This window comes from Mangrovibacter sp. MFB070, assembly GCF_000705335.1.
Classification (GTDB): domain Bacteria; phylum Pseudomonadota; class Gammaproteobacteria; order Enterobacterales; family Enterobacteriaceae; genus Mangrovibacter; species Mangrovibacter plantisponsor.
Genome location: NZ_JJMI01000020.1, coordinates 19,428 through 34,933, shown reverse-complemented (window position 1 = coordinate 34,933; position 15,506 = coordinate 19,428). Strand labels below are relative to the sequence as shown.

Here is a 15,506-nt window from a genome sequence, read left to right as displayed (position 1 = left end):
ATATCTGTGGCGCTATGGTTAGCATCTTTAACAGACCTACAACACTTTTACTGCTATGACGTTTTCACTTTTCGGCGACAAATTTACCCGCCATTCCGGCATTACACGCCTGATGGAAGACCTTAACGACGGCCTGAGAACGCCCGGAGCCATTATGTTAGGGGGCGGGAACCCGGCACAAATCCCCGCCATGCAGGATTACTTTCAACAACTCCTCGCGGATATGCTGAAAAGTGGCAAACTCACTGATGCGCTTTGTAATTATGATGGCCCACAGGGCAAAAGCGAGCTACTTGATGCGCTTGCAGGCATGCTGCACGATGAATTCGGCTGGGATATCGATCCGCAGAATATTGCACTAACAAATGGCAGCCAGAGTGCATTTTTCTACTTATTCAACTTATTCGCAGGGCGTCGTGCTGACGGCCGCACCAAAAAGGTGCTTTTCCCGCTGGCGCCAGAATACCTGGGCTACGCCGACGCAGGGCTGGAAGAATCGCTGTTTGTTTCCGCCCGCCCAAATATAGAACTGCTCCCGGAAGGGCAGTTTAAATACCATGTAGACTTCGAACACCTGCATATTGGCGAAGATACCGGCATGATTTGCGTGTCGCGCCCCACTAACCCCACCGGGAATGTCATTACAGATGACGAGCTGATGAAGCTCGACATGCTGGCAAACCAGCACGGTATTCCACTGGTGATTGATAACGCTTACGGCGTTCCTTTCCCGGGCATTATCTTCAGTGAAGCCCGCCCGCTATGGAACCCCAATATTGTGCTGTGCATGAGCCTGTCTAAACTGGGCCTGCCGGGCAGCCGTTGCGGCATCATCATTGCCAACGAAAAAATAATCTCTGCTATCAGCAATATGAACGGCATTATCAGCCTGGCACCAGGTGGTACCGGCCCGGCTATCGCGAGTGAAATGATTAAGCGCAACGACTTGCTGCGCCTGTCTGAAACCGTTATTCGCCCATTCTATTTGCAACGCGTTACCGAAACTATCGCAACAATTCGCCGCTATTTGCCAGAAGAACGCTGCCTTATCCATAAACCGGAAGGGGCGATTTTCCTGTGGTTGTGGTTTAAAGACCTGCCTATCAGCACTGAAGTACTGTACCAGCGCCTGAAAAAACGCGGGGTTCTGATGGTGCCCGGGCACTTTTTCTTCCCGGGGCTGGATAAACCCTGGCCGCATACCCAGCAGTGCATGCGGATGAACTATGTGCCGGAACCGGAAAAAATTGAAGCCGGGGTGAAAATCCTGGCGGAAGAAGTGGAACGCGCCTGGCACGAAGTGCAGTAAAGCGTTGCCCGGTGTAACCGCCAGAGCCACACTTACAAGTGCAGAGGGCTGGCGGCCGCCTGCAAACGGCGCTGGCGGGTTAACGCTTCCAGCGCTTCACCACTCACACACCGTAACGCCCCTGTTGGGCAGGCCTCCACACAGGCAGGCCCGGCATCACGCCCCTGGCATAAATCGCATTTCAACACTTGTGGGTGCGCCCGGCTCTCTTCGCCCGCAGCAATACGTATCGCACCGTAAGGGCACACCACCATACAGGTTTTGCAGCCAATACACGCCGCCTGGGTAACCGCAACATAATCCGTACCACGCACCAGCGCTCCGGTCGGGCAAACACGGGCACAGGGTGCATCTTCACACTGCCGGCACATCACGGGTACAGACACACTGGCGGTTTTCTCCACCTGCAACCGCGCCTGAAAGGTTGCGGGCGACAGCGCTGCGCAATCTGCCTGCGCCTGGTGAGAAACGGCACAGGCCACTTCACAGGTACGGCAACCAATACATTTGGTGGCATCGGCCAGAATAAAACGGTGCATGAGATTTCCCTTAACAATGCGTTACCCCGCCAGGCGCAGAAGTAACAGCCTAAGCGAACCGGCAGCCAACAGCTTTGATCCCACAAGGTAAAGGCATGATTTCCTGAGAATGGCCGTGAAATTCAGGCAATTGCCTGAATGCCGGGAAATCAGTCGGAATTGATATGTTCTTTGCAGTAACGGCGCTGCCAGGCGGCAGGGGTCAGGCCCGTTTGTTTGCGAAAAATTTGCCGGAAGTACCCCACATCCTGAAACCCACACCGTGTTGCCACTTCCACCAGCGCCAGTGAATCACTGAGCAGGAGTTTTTGCGCAGCGACCACCCGCTGGCGGTGGATGGCGTCTGTAATTGTCAGGTGGAACACGCGCCGGTAAACCCTTCCCAGATAATCCGCGCTACAGTGCAGGTTTTGCGCCAGTGATGAAGTGGAAATAGCCTGGTGATACTGGGTACGGATGCATTGTTGTGCCCGCCAGGCCAGAGCAATACCACTGCGGGTCTGTGCATCCCGGGCTGGTGCAGTCAGGGAGATCTTTTGCAAAATCAGCAGCAATAGCAGCTCAAGCGCACAACTGCGGGTGATGTTTTCCTGCTCAGCAAGAAACTGGCGAAACAAGGTTATCACTTGTTCAGGGTCGGGAACCTTGCTGTGTTGGGGGAGTGAAATTTTCGCCTGTGGCAACCCAACAGAAGCAGGCACATCATGGACATCAAAATGCACCCAATAGAATTTTAAATCTGGCGGGAACACCCCTACACCCCGATGCCTGCGGTGTGGGTACAACACCAGGCTTTCACCTTCGCTAACCTCAAAAACTTTATGGTCTTCCTGGATCGTAAGTGTCCCTTTTTCCACAAAAATCACTTCCCATGAAGTGAGTGTTCTTTCCGGGTGAATGCCCACTCCACGGGAAATAAACACACCACCATTTTGTACAGACAAGGGAAAAGAAAGATTAAAATCAATCATATAAATAAAAACCCACCCACTTCACCACATCTGATTATGCAGAGTGTTGCTGTCAGCAGTATTTATTTTTCTCAAGAATCGATCCTCTTCACAAAATTTTCACCAGGTCGGAATCGTCATCTTTTTATACTTTTCTCTTGTCTTGTTGGTCATGCAACCTTGTGCAAAATAAATAGTGTTTGCGCAAACAACAACCAAAGCCCGGCTTATTAGCGGTTTCGTTTCGGGTACAGACAACGCAAAACTGCGAGGCGTTAACCATGACCTCTACCCCTATATCACAAACAGACATTGTCACTCAGCGCACTGACACGAAATTATCCCTGCGGGAGAAAATCGGTTATGGCCTGGGCGATGCCGGCGGGACAGTTATTACCTGCCTTATCATGAACTTTCTGACCTTTTTCTATACCGATGTCTTCGGCCTGACCCCGGCAATTGTCGGTACGCTATTTATTGGCCTGCGGATTTTTGATGCGGCGTCCGACCCCATCATGGGCATTCTGGCTGACCGCACGCAAAGCCGCTGGGGCCGGTTCCGCCCGTGGCAACTGTGGGTTGCCCTGCCCATCGGCATTATTGGGGTGCTGACGTTCACCGTACCGGATGTCAGCATGACCATGAAAATCGCCTGGGCGTTCGGCACTTATCTTATGCTGTCTGTTGGTTACACCGCCATTAACGTGCCGTACTGCGCGCTTATCAACACCATGACCACCCGCCATGATGAAGTGATTTCCTGCCAGTCCTGGCGCTTTATTCTGTGCGGCGTGGCAGGTTTTCTGGTGTCTGTCGGGCTGCCGTGGCTGGTTGCCGAACTGGGCGCGGGCAATGCTGCCAAAGGTTACCAGCTTGGGGTTGGCCTGCTGTGTGGTATCGCGGTGGTAATGTTCCTGTGCTGCTTTTTCTGGGTGCGTGAGCGTGTACCACTGGCGTTGATGGGCAAATTCAGCCTGCGGGAACACCTGGCAGGGTTGCGTAAAAACGACCAGTTATTACTGATGCTGGTGATGTCATTCCTGCTTATCAACGTATTTAACCTGCGCGGCGGCGGCTATATGTATTTTATTACCTATGTCCTGCACGGTAGCGCCGCTTTTGCTTCGCTGTTTTTCACTATGGTGACCCTGGCGTCTATTCTCGGTGCCATTCTGGTGAACCCACTTGCCCGCCGTATTGATACAGTAAAACTCTACTACTACACCAACCTGGTGCTGGCCGCCTGTGCCGCGGGCATGTGGTTTCTGCCCACCGGCCCACAATGGCAGACGTTGTGGCTCGGTATTATTCTCAGTAACGGCATTATTCTTGGTTTCACGCTTCCTTTGCACTTTTCCATCATGGCATTCGCCGACGACTACGGTGAATGGAAAACCGGTGTGCGTTCTTCAGGTATGAACTTCGCTTTCAACCTGTTTTTCATCAAACTGGCCTGGGCTGCCAGTGCCGGTATCATCAGCCTGGTGTTTATCTTTGTGGCTTACAAACCCGGCATGGAAAACCAGACCGCCGCCTCACTGCAGGGTATTACCGCCCTTGAAAGCCTGTTACCTGCCGTTTTTCACCTGTTACTGGCTCTCGCCCTGCGCAAGTGCCGCCTCAATAACCCCATGATGGCGACTATCGCAACCGATTTACGCCAACGCCATGTACACACATCCTGAAGAGGTTGTTATGACTCAGCATGTTGTTTTTGATGTCGATTTACACCGCCTGAAGATTACGGACACATTTTTGGGCCAGTACCAGCGCCTGGTACGTGACGTGGTTATCCCTTACCAGTGGGATGCCCTGAACGACCGCATTCCGGATACCGAGCCCAGCCATGCTATTGAAAACTTTCGCATCGCGGCAGGCCAGCAAACTGGTGAATTTTACGGCATGGTGTTCCAGGACAGCGATGTCGCCAAGTGGCTGGAGGCCGTTGCCTGGTCTTTGTGCCAGAAACCCGATGCTGAACTGGAACACATTGCCGATGGCGTAATTGAGCTGGTCGCCGCCGCCCAGTGCGAAGACGGCTACCTGAATACCTGGTTCACCGTCAAAGCACCGGAACAGCGCTGGTCGAACCTGGCGGAATGCCATGAGTTATATTGTGCCGGGCATATGATTGAAGCTGGCGTGGCTTTCTTTCTGGCCACTGGCAAGCGCCGCTTGCTGGACGTGGTCTGCCGCCTTGCTGACCATATCGACCATGTGTTTGGCCCGGGAGAGAACCAGTTGCAGGGCTACCCCGGGCACCCGGAAATTGAACTGGCGTTAATGCGCCTGTTCGATGTCACCCAGGAGCCCCGCTACCGCGAGCTGACTCATTTCTTTGTCACCCAGCGCGGCCAGTCACCGCACTATTACGATGAAGAGTATGAAAAGCGCGGTAAAACATCGTACTGGAATACCTATGGCCCGGCGTGGATGGTAAAAGATAAAGCCTACAGCCAGGCACACCTTCCCCTGGTGGAACAAAACCAGGCAACCGGCCACGCTGTGCGCTTTGTCTACCTGATGACCGGCGTTGCTCACCTGGCGCGCCTGAGCGAAGATGAAACCCTGCGCCAGTCCTGCCTGCGCCTGTGGCAGGATATGGCACAGCGCCAGATGTATATCACGGGCGGTATTGGTTCCCAGTCCAGCGGTGAAGCATTCAGCAGCGATTACGACTTACCCAACGACACGGTCTATGCCGAAAGCTGTGCGTCTATCGGCCTGATGATGTTTGCCCGCCGTATGGTGGAAATGGAAGCCGACAGCCAGTACGGCGATGCCATGGAGCGGGCGCTGTATAACACGGTGCTGGGCGGTATGGCGCTGGATGGCAAACACTTTTTCTATGTAAACCCGCTGGAAGTGCAACCCAAAGCGGTGCCGTTTAACCATGTTTACGACCATATTAAACCAGTGCGCCAACGCTGGTTCGGGTGCGCCTGTTGCCCGCCAAATATCGCCCGCCTGTTAACCTCTCTTGGCCACTATATCTACACACCTCGCAGCGATGCGCTGTATGTGAATTTATACGTCGGCAACGAAGCAGAGCTGGTTGCCGGTACCGCCGGGCTGCGCTTGCGGATGAGCGGCAACTACCCCTGGGATGAACAGGTAACACTGTCTGTACTTTCACCAGAGCCCGTCACACACACCCTTGCTTTACGCCTGCCAGACTGGTGCCCGTCACCTTCAGTAACACTTAACGGCCAGCCGGTTCAGGGCGATGTCGTGCGCGGCTACCTGCACCTGCAACGCACCTGGCGGGAAGGCGACACGCTGTGCCTTACACTGCCCATGCCAGTACGGCGTGTGTACGGCAACCCTCTGGTGCGCCACCAGGCCGGGAAAGTCGCCCTGCAACGCGGGCCGGTGGTGTATTGCCTGGAGGAAGCGGATAACGGCGCACAACTGCATAACCTGTGGTTACCAGAAAACGCCGTACCGCGCCTGCTGGATGGCACTGCGAGCCTGGCGCATAAAGTGCTTTTGCAAGCTGAAGGGCTGCGCTACCAGGCAAATCAACCCGAAAAACAGGCCCTGTGGCGCTATGATGCACACCCGGCCACACCTGTTCCCCAAACACTGACCTTCATCCCCTGGTTCGCCTGGGCTAACCGTGGCGAAGGGGAAATGCGTGTCTGGGTAAATGAGGCTCCCGGCCCAGCGTGATTCTTGTGCATGACTGCCGCAGTATTGCCGCAATAAAAAACCCCGCAGGCGCTGGCTGGCGGGGTTTTGTTTGGCCTGGAAATTATGATTATTCGGTAGCCTGAAACAAATTCCGGTCACGCAGCAAATGGTCGTTGCCCCGGCGGCGGGTGAAGCCGGTGCGGTCGAAATATTCCAGGATTTGCACCGCCAGTTTGCGGCCAATACCCAGTTGATCGCGGAAATCCGCCGCACTGGTGGAGCCGTTTTCGGGATCAAGCGCGCGGATCAGATCAGCAAACTGCTGAATGCGCTCCTGCCGATAGTAACGATCTTTCACAATCGCCGTGATCAGCCCGAATTGTGCCGCCTGGCGTAATACCTGGCGCATGGTTTGTTCATCCTCGCCCGCTTTTTTTGCCAGGTCGCGCACCCACCAGGGGTCGTCAGCAAACAACCCTTCCACCTTGTGCCAAATAGCTTCGGCGGCCGGAGAAAACCCAGGTTCATGCCCCGGTAAATGCAGCCAGCCCTGGCGGCTGACAACCTCACCTTGCTGGCGTAGTTGTTCAATCAGCCCCAGCACCAGGCCTTCATGCTCTGCAGGCAGGGCCATACGGCGCAAACGCTCACGCCCGGGGCCGGGCTGGTCGTCATGGTTTTGGTGGTATTCGGCAAGCGTTGCCAGCAGTTTTTCCTGCCAGCGGCGGGCAAGCCCGCTACCCACCACCTGGCCTTCCACACACAAAGCCGTACCTTGTGCCAGTTGGGTAATTTCAGGCTCGCGCAATTGCCGCGCCCAGGCGAAATCAGCCAGTGAGACAGCATGGCGTTGCAGGTGGCACCTTAGTACGGATTCATCGTCCTCGCAGCGGGCCAGTTGCTTCAGCCAGGCAAGAAACTCAGGCTGGCGCTTACCACGTTTGGGTGAGTTAAGCAGCAAGACGCGTGCCCCGGCCAGGGTTTGCCGGGCGCTGATATCCCGCAACACCAGGTCATCGTTGTCTGCCAGCAACAGCGGTGTGTCCAGCACCAATTCGGCCAGGCCGTCTTCCAGTACCGAAACCCGCCCGGTGATATGACTGGCACCGTGGTAAATATGCAGCGGTTGCCACTGCTGGAGCGGGCTGTGGCACCTCAGCGTAACAATAACACGCTCAGCGCCCGGGCCCGGCGGGCTGTGCTCCAGTAACCAGTCGCCACGGCTGATATCTGCTTTCTGCGCGTCGCCACTCAGGTTCAGCGCAATACGCTGCCCGGCAGTAGCCTGTTGTACTGGCTGGTTTTGCGCATGCAGCCCACGTACACGCATGGGTTTATCTGCACCTGCCAGCCACAACGTATCACCAACCTGTACCGTGCCCGACAGCGCAGTGCCCGTTACCACCAGGCCAGCACCTTTAACGGTAAACGCCCGGTCGATGGCCAGGCGAAAGCGCCAGGCCGTGCGGTGAGACTGTTCTTCACAAGCCAGTAAATGCTCGCGTAATGCATCAATACCAGTGCCATCAGATACTGAAGTGACAAAAAATTGTGCTTCATGCCAGCCGTAAGCCAGCAACAAGTGGTGCACACTTTCACGCACATCTTCAATACGCTCAGCACTTACCCGGTCTGATTTCGTCAGCACTACAGTTAAACCGGGCTGCCCGGTCAGTTGTAAAATCGCCAGGTGCTCCCGGGTTTGCGCCATAACGCCATCATCGCAGGCGACCACCAGCAAGGCATGGTCGATACCGCCCACACCTGCCAGCATATTCGCCAGGAACTTTTCGTGCCCCGGCACATCAATAAACCCAATCACGCGGCCATCGGGTTGCGGCCAGTAGGCAAAACCCAGGTCGATTGTCATGCCGCGCTGTTTTTCTTCAGGCAGACGGTCTGCATTCACCCCGGTCAACGCCTGAATCAGCGAGGTTTTCCCATGGTCGACATGGCCCGCAGTGGCAATAATCATTGCAGTAACATCTCCAGTAATCCTGCTTCATCTTCCAGGCAACGTAAATCCAGCCACAGCCCGCCACCAGCAATGCGCCCAATTACCGGCACCGGTAACCCACGCCAACGCGCAGCCAGTGCTTCCAGCTCACTACCCTGCCCGGAAACCGGGGTGAAAGTCAGTGCGGCACTGGGCAGGGAATCTACTGGCAAAGCACCACTCCCGGGCTGAGACAGGCAAGGCTGTACCGCCACAGTAAACTCAGGGCTGTAATGAGCCGCCAGTGCAGGCAGCAGGCGCTGCGCTTGCTCATGAATCGCCGCCGCGTCACGGTGCAGCAAACGCAGGGTAGGTAAATTCTCGAACAACGTTTCGGGTTGCAGATACAAACGCAGGGTGGCTTCCAGAGCGGCAAGCGTCATTTTATCGGCACGCAAGGCGCGTTTAAGCGGGTGTTGCTGGATTTTTGTAATCAGTTCTTTCTTGCCGACAATAATCCCGGCCTGTGGTCCGCCGAGCAGTTTATCGCCTGAGAAGCTCACCAGGCTAACCCCATCGGCAATCAGTTGCTGCGGCATCGGCTCTGGCGGTAAACCACAGGTACGCATATCCACCAGCGAACCACTGCCAAGATCAGTGACCACCGGAATGCCGTACGCTTGAGCTTCCGCCACCAGTTGCGCTTCGCTGACACTGGCAGTAAAGCCCATCACCTGGTAGTTACTGGTGTGCACTTTCATTAATAATGCGGTGTTTTCTGTCACAGCCTGGCGGTAATCCTTGCTGTGGGTACGGTTGGTTGTCCCCACTTCCACCAACTGGCATCCAGCCTGGCGCATAACGTCGGGGATACGGAAAGCCCCGCCGATTTCGACCAACTCCCCACGAGACACCACCACTTCTTTCCCTGCGGCGGTCGCCGCCAGCATAAGTAGCACCGCAGCGGCATTGTTATTGACCACACAGGCATCTTCCGCGCCAGTGAGCTGGCAGAGCAAACCGGCCACCGCCTGGTCCCGGTGCCCGCGGCCCGCGCCATCCAGGCTGTACTCCAGCGTCACCGGGTAGCGCATGGCATCACACACGGCATGTACTGCCGCTTCGGCCTGTAATGCGCGCCCCAGGTTGGTGTGCAGCACAGTGCCTGTCAGGTTAAATACGCGGCGAATAGCAGGCTGGCCTGCCTGCTCAAGGTATTGCGCTACGGCAGTGGACCAATTTTGTGCCCAGGCAGGTAACACCTGCTCCTGAAGAATGAATTGCCGGGCCTGCTGTACCCGTTCACGCAGTGCATTCACCACTTGCGTGTGCCCAAACCGCTCCACCAACGGAATAATCTGCGGGTCATGCAGTAAGCGGTCAATAGCCGGAATCTGGCTGAATAACTGACGGAGATCCTGAGTCATAGTGTGTTCAGTGCCATTGAAAAGACAAAAGTAAAGTGTACCGGGGGATTTCCCCGGTTTCCTGAGTGGAGATCAAGCGACGCGCGGTTCTGTGCGGGCAAAACTGTCACGCTGAAAGAGTTGCTCTACCAATTTAACCAGATGCGGGCGGTCCACACACCAGCCGGGGGCGATACGGCGAAAATTCAGGTAGCCCATCGCACAACCCACAGCAATAGTGGCAACATCCAGTTGTTGCGTATTGAATGCCCCGTTTTTGGCGGCTTCATCCAGTGCATCTAACCCACGCAGTATTTTTTCCCGCTGTCGCACCAGTTCGCTTTCCAGTTGGTGTGCTGCCGGGCGCTGCTGTTCACGAAAAGAGAGAATAGCGGCATCCATGACGCCATCGGCCAGTGCTTCGAGCTGGCGCACCTGCAAAGCCGCATACGGGTCTGATGGAATGCAGGCTGGCACGCCTTGAGTCAGCTCCAAAAAAGAGGCAATAACCGGTGAGTCAAACCAGCAGGCACCATCATCGGCAATCAGAACCGGTACTTTCCCCAATGGGTTAGACTGCGCAACATGGTTATTTTCATTCCACGGCGAGTCATTAACAAAGTCGAAGGCAATGCCTTTTTCCAGCAACAGCACCGATATTTTACGAACAAAAGGGCTTGTGTAACTCCCGACCAGTTTCATGCGCAGAACCCTCATCAGTGAATGAGCATTGTGAAATGCCAGTACATCATGAAAAGTGAGCGTTATCTCAAATCATACGCTATTCCCCTGCAGCACGGCATGCCCTGCAGAAAAAATTTAACATGTAATTTACTTTCACCCAGTTCCGCGAGGCCATACCACGAGGTTGCTATTGATCACAATCAGGAAAAACCGCAAAAAATAGATTGTGATCAATATCACAAAATACAAACAAACAACGCGTGTTAAAACGTGATTAACATCACATTTACATGCCGGCTTTGCGTATTTTTACCGCATTGTGTTTTTTTTACACTGATTTTTTGTGATCAAGATCACTTAACACCCCCATGCACACCAGTGAAAATAGTGATATTGATCACACAAATATCCGGTGACTGGACAGATTCGCGGTTAAGTGCCAGATTCGCGTCACTGAATCAATTCGGCGCTTACCTCTGCCGACACAGTTAACAATAAAACCCGGGTTGAATCCCAGCGCGTAAACAGAAGAAGGGGTGTTCTATGTCATCCGATATCAAGATCAAGGTGCAAAGCTTTGGTCGTTTTCTCAGCAATATGGTAATGCCGAACATTGGCGCATTTATCGCCTGGGGTATTATCACTGCGTTGTTCATTCCGACAGGCTGGCTGCCTAACGAAACTATGGCAAAACTGGTAGGGCCGATGATCTCCTACCTGCTGCCATTGTTGATTGGTTACACCGGTGGCCGTTTGGTGGGCAATGAGCGTGGTGGTGTGGTGGGTGCAATTACCACCATGGGCGTGATTGTTGGCGCCGATATTCCGATGTTCCTTGGTGCAATGATTGCCGGCCCGTTGGGCGGTTACTGCATTAAAAAATTCGATGGTTTCGTAGACGGTAAGATTCGTTCCGGCTTCGAAATGCTGGTGAACAACTTCTCTGCCGGTATCATTGGTATGTTACTGGCAATGCTGGCGTTCCTCGGCATTGGCCCGGCGGTTGAAGTGCTGTCTAAAGTGCTGGCTGCTGGCGTTAACTTCATGGTCGTGCACGACATGCTGCCGCTGGCGTCCATCTTTGTTGAACCGGCAAAAATCCTGTTCCTCAACAACGCCATCAACCACGGTATCTTCTCACCGTTGGGTATCCAGCAATCTCATGAAATCGGGAAATCTATCTTCTTCCTGATTGAAGCCAACCCGGGCCCGGGTATGGGTATCCTGCTGGCGTACATGTTCTTCGGCCGTGGTAGTGCCAAACAGTCTGCTGGCGGTGCTGCTATCATCCACTTCCTGGGTGGTATCCACGAAATTTATTTCCCGTATGTTCTGATGAACCCGCGTCTGCTGCTGGCTGTTATCCTCGGTGGTATGACTGGCGTGTTCACACTGACCGTGCTGCACGGCGGCCTGGTTTCTCCGGCATCTCCGGGTTCCATTCTGGCTGTACTGGCAATGACGCCGAAAGGCACATACTTCGCTAACATTGCTGCGATTTTCGCCGCCATGGCAGTTTCCTTCGTGATTGCTTCTATTCTGCTGAAAACCAGCAAAGTGAAAGAAGAAGACGACCTGGAAGCAGCAACTGCACGTATGCAGGATATGAAAGCACAGTCCAAAGGTGCTGGCGCGCCGCTGGCTGTAGGTGCAGGCCTGAGCAACGACCTGAGCCATGTGCGCAAAATCATTGTTGCCTGTGACGCCGGTATGGGTTCCAGCGCAATGGGCGCGGGCGTGTTGCGTAAGAAAGTGCAGAATGCCGGTCTGAACCATATTTCTGTAACCAACTGCGCAATCAACAGCCTGCCAGACGATGTGGATATTGTGATTACGCACCGCGACCTGACAGAGCGCGCTATGCGCCAGGCTCCTCAGGCACAGCATATTTCACTGACCAACTTCCTGGACAGCAGCCTGTATGCCAACCTCACTGACCGTTTGCTGGAATCCCAGCACCTGAGTGAGAAAGAAACCAAAGTGATGCACAGCCTGGAAGACAGCTTCACCTCCAGTGAAGAAGGTCTGTTCCGCCTGGGTGCAGACAACGTGTTCCTTGGCCGCAAAGCTGCCACCAAAGAAGAAGCCATTCGCTTTGCCGGTGAACAACTGGTGAAAGGGGGCTATGTCCAGCCAGAGTACGTTGAAGCCATGCTGGAGCGTGAAAAACTGACCCCGACTTATCTGGGTGAGTCTATTGCAGTACCGCACGGTACAGTAGAAGCCAAAGACCGCGTTTTGAAAACCGGCGTGGTGTTCTGCCAGTATCCGGAAGGCGTGCGTTTTGGTGAAGAAGAAGATGATATCGCCCGTCTGGTTATCGGTATTGCTGCCCGCAATAACGAGCACATTCAGGTTATCACCAGCCTTACCAACGCACTGGATGATGAGAGTGTGATTGAGCGCCTTGCTGCCACCACCAGTGTTCAGGAAGTACTGGACCTGCTGTCTGGCAAACAGGCTGCGTAATACTCGTATGCGGTGGTTCGCCGCCGCATACAGTACGCATCGCGCAACAGCCAACACCAGGTAAACGCGCAACAGATGCACCGCTGGCTATGGCACACCCCTTCGCCAGCACAAAGCAACATAATAGCCTGAAGTGGCGTTACGCTACGGTGGCAATAAAAAACGTATCTCCCCTCTCCTTTACAGGAGAGGGTTACGGTGAGGCGATGCCTGACTCACGTAACTCACCTTAGCCCTCTTCGGGAGCCATAATTTAGAGAAGGTTTACACATGAAAGCATTACATTTCGGCGCAGGTAATATCGGTCGTGGCTTTATCGGCAAACTTCTGGCAGATGCCGGTATCAGCCTGACATTCGCAGATGTTAACCAGGTAGTACTGGATGCATTAAACGCACGCCACAGCTACCAGGTGCATGTTGTTGGCGAACAAAAGCAAATCGATACCGTTACCGGTGTGGATGCCGTCAGTAGCATCGGTGACGATGTAGTGAAACTGATTGCCAGTGTGGACCTGGTAACTACCGCGGTAGGCCCACAAATTTTGGAGCGTATCGCACCAGCTATTGCTAAAGGCCTGGTGTTACGTAAAACCCAGGGTAACGATACCCCACTCAACATTATTGCCTGTGAAAACATGGTGCGCGGCACCACGCAGCTGAAAGGCCATGTGTTCAATGCACTGGGTGGCGAGGACAAAGCCTGGGTAGAAAGCCACATCGGCTTTGTTGACTCTGCCGTGGACCGTATTGTTCCCCCTTCCGAAGCCACCAATGACCCACTGGAAGTCACTGTTGAAACCTTCAGCGAATGGATTGTGGACAAAACCCAGTTCGTTGGCGAGCTGCCTGCCATCAAAGGAATGGAATTAACTGATAACCTGATGGCATTTGTTGAACGTAAGCTCTTCACGCTGAACACCGGGCATGCTATAACCGCCTACCTTGGTCAAATGGCGGGTCACCAGACGATTCGTGATGCCATTCTTGACCCGGCAATCCGCGCTGTTGTGAAAGGCGCAATGGAAGAGAGCGGCGCGGTGCTCATCAAGCGTTACGGCTTTGATGCAGAGAAACACGCAGCCTATATCCAGAAAATCCTTGGTCGTTTTGAGAACCCGTATCTGAAAGATGATGTGGAACGTGTTGGCCGCCAGCCATTGCGTAAATTAAGTGCGGGTGACCGCCTGATCAAACCGCTGCTGGGGACGCTGGAATATGGTCTGCCCCACCCGAACCTGGTGAAAGGTATTGCAGCCGCAATGCACTACCACAGTGAACAGGACCCGCAAGCCCAGGAGTTGGCAAAATTACTGGCGGAAAAAGGCCCTCGCGCTGCCCTGGCAGACGTTTCCGGGCTCGATGCGAACAGCGATGTCGCCAATGATATCGTCGCCGCATTTAACGCCTGAAGATGAAATAACGGGCGCGGTCACGCGCCCTGGAAGATTGTCAGGTATGCAGGCAAAGATGGAAGAACCACAGGCATTTGAAAACCGTGTGCTTGAGCGTCTGAATGCTGGCAAAACCGTAAGAAGTTTCTTGATAGCGGCCGTTGAGTTATTAACGGAAGCCGTCAATATTCTGGTGCTCCAGGTCTTTCGCAAAGACGATTATGCTGTGAAATACGCGGTGGAACCCTTGCTGCATGGCGATGGTCCGCTGGGCGATCTCGCGGTACGGTTAAAGCTGATTTATGGTCTGGGTGTACTGAACCGCCTGGAGTATGAAGACTGCGAACTGCTTATTGCCCTGCGTGAAGAGCTGAACCACGATGGCAATGAGTACAGTTTTACTGATGACGAAATTCTCGGCCCGTTTGGTGAATTACACTGTGTTGCTGCACTACCTCCCGCGCCAGTGTTACTGGAAGGTGCCGATGCCAGCCTGCTGACCATGCAACGCCAGCGTTACCAGCAAATGGTGCGGTCCACCATGGTGCTTTCGTTAACTGAGCTTATTTCCACCATTAGCCTGAAAAAAGCCTTTCAAAAAAAGTAATATCTTTGCGGCTCAACTGCGCCGCAACACCTGCGCCACTTCACCGTTCTCCCGCTCCCTTGCGCCATAACAGGCAGCTTGTGCGGAAATAGTGTATTCTTGCCACAAACCAGACAGCCCTGAGTAAGCAACATGAAAGATGTAGAAAAAAACGAAATCAAGCGCCTGAGCGACCGCCTCGACGCCATTAACCACCAGCAGGCCAGTCTTTCTCTGGTCAACGATGCTGAGAAATACAGTGAACTGGCGGCAGAAAAAGAGACACTGGAAACTGAAATAGCCCGGTTACACCAGGTGGTTAACCAAAAGCTGAGCAAAGAAGCCCAGAAACTACTGGCTATGCCGTTTCGCCGTGAAATCACCAAAAAAGAACAGGCAGATATGGGCAAACTCAAAAAAAGCGCCCGGGGCCTGGTGGTTGTGCACCCAATGACGGCACTTGGCCGTGAAATGGGCCTGAAAGCGATGACCGGTTTCTCCCGCACTGAATTCTAAGTTATCTGCCCACTCTGTCCGGCATGGAGTGGGCGCTTTGGTCCTACCAATCTTCCCTGAATATTCTCTCCTCTTCACATAAGCCA

The 15,506-nt window shown here is 54.1% G+C and carries 12 protein-coding genes; 7 read left to right on the top strand and 5 right to left on the bottom strand.

Annotated features, from left to right (window positions below; genetic code table 11):
• The first annotated feature begins 55 nt into the window (after window positions 1-55).
• Window positions 56-1,309, top strand: a complete 1,254-nt coding sequence (gene avtA, locus DT73_RS08525) for a valine--pyruvate transaminase (RefSeq protein WP_036107060.1) — start codon at window positions 56-58, stop codon at window positions 1,307-1,309.
• A 32-nt stretch (window positions 1,310-1,341) separates the two neighbouring features.
• On the opposite strand, the gene DT73_RS08520 is transcribed toward avtA, so the two are convergent.
• Both DT73_RS08520 and DT73_RS08515 read right to left on the bottom strand, forming a co-directional pair.
• Window positions 1,342-1,848 (bottom strand): 4Fe-4S binding protein, encoded by a 507-nt coding sequence (locus tag DT73_RS08520; RefSeq protein WP_036107057.1) that lies wholly within the window; start codon window positions 1,846-1,848, stop codon window positions 1,342-1,344.
• Window positions 1,849-1,997: 149 nt separating this feature from the next.
• Window positions 1,998-2,819 (bottom strand): AraC family transcriptional regulator, encoded by an 822-nt coding sequence (locus tag DT73_RS08515; protein WP_036107054.1) that lies wholly within the window; start codon window positions 2,817-2,819, stop codon window positions 1,998-2,000.
• A 260-nt stretch (window positions 2,820-3,079) separates the two neighbouring features.
• Between DT73_RS08515 and DT73_RS08510 the strand changes: the two genes are divergently transcribed.
• Complete coding sequence (locus tag DT73_RS08510) at window positions 3,080-4,483, top strand: MFS transporter (RefSeq protein ID WP_036107051.1); 1,404 nt, start codon at window positions 3,080-3,082, stop codon at window positions 4,481-4,483.
• Window positions 4,484-4,493: 10 nt separating this feature from the next.
• Window positions 4,494-6,470: a glycoside hydrolase family 127 protein gene (locus tag DT73_RS08505; protein ID WP_036107165.1), complete on the top strand. Its 1,977-nt coding sequence runs from the start codon at window positions 4,494-4,496 to the stop codon at window positions 6,468-6,470.
• Window positions 6,471-6,558: 88 nt separating this feature from the next.
• Here the strand turns inward: DT73_RS08505 and selB are convergent, their stop codons facing one another.
• From selB to DT73_RS08490, 3 genes are all read right to left on the bottom strand, one after another.
• Window positions 6,559-8,406 (bottom strand): selenocysteine-specific translation elongation factor, encoded by a 1,848-nt coding sequence (gene selB / locus DT73_RS08500; RefSeq protein ID WP_036107048.1) that lies wholly within the window; start codon window positions 8,404-8,406, stop codon window positions 6,559-6,561.
• Window positions 8,403-9,794, bottom strand: coding sequence for an L-seryl-tRNA(Sec) selenium transferase (gene selA, locus DT73_RS08495; RefSeq protein WP_036107043.1), 1,392 nt, complete (start codon window positions 9,792-9,794; stop codon window positions 8,403-8,405). The genes selB and selA overlap by 4 nt, the downstream gene beginning before the upstream one ends.
• Window positions 9,795-9,866: 72 nt before the next feature.
• Window positions 9,867-10,475 (bottom strand): glutathione S-transferase, encoded by a 609-nt coding sequence (locus tag DT73_RS08490; protein ID WP_036107041.1) that lies wholly within the window; start codon window positions 10,473-10,475, stop codon window positions 9,867-9,869.
• A 525-nt stretch (window positions 10,476-11,000) separates the two neighbouring features.
• Between DT73_RS08490 and DT73_RS08485 the strand changes: the two genes are divergently transcribed.
• The 4 genes from DT73_RS08485 (at window position 11,001) to DT73_RS08470 (ending at window position 15,420) form a co-directional block, all read left to right on the top strand.
• A complete protein-coding gene (locus DT73_RS08485) occupies window positions 11,001-12,926 on the top strand; it encodes a PTS mannitol transporter subunit IICBA (protein ID WP_036107037.1) in 1,926 nt (641 codons plus the stop codon).
• A gap of 270 nt (window positions 12,927-13,196) precedes the next feature.
• A complete protein-coding gene (mtlD, locus tag DT73_RS08480; protein WP_036107034.1) occupies window positions 13,197-14,336 on the top strand; it encodes a mannitol-1-phosphate 5-dehydrogenase in 1,140 nt (379 codons plus the stop codon).
• Complete coding sequence (gene mtlR, locus DT73_RS08475; RefSeq protein ID WP_170123787.1) at window positions 14,308-14,925, top strand: mannitol operon repressor MtlR; 618 nt, start codon at window positions 14,308-14,310, stop codon at window positions 14,923-14,925. The genes mtlD and mtlR overlap by 29 nt, the downstream gene beginning before the upstream one ends.
• A 132-nt stretch (window positions 14,926-15,057) precedes the next feature.
• On the top strand, window positions 15,058-15,420 hold the full coding sequence (locus DT73_RS08470) for a YibL family ribosome-associated protein (protein ID WP_036107032.1): 363 nt from the start codon (window positions 15,058-15,060) through the stop codon (window positions 15,418-15,420).
• Window positions 15,421-15,506 lie beyond the last annotated feature (86 nt).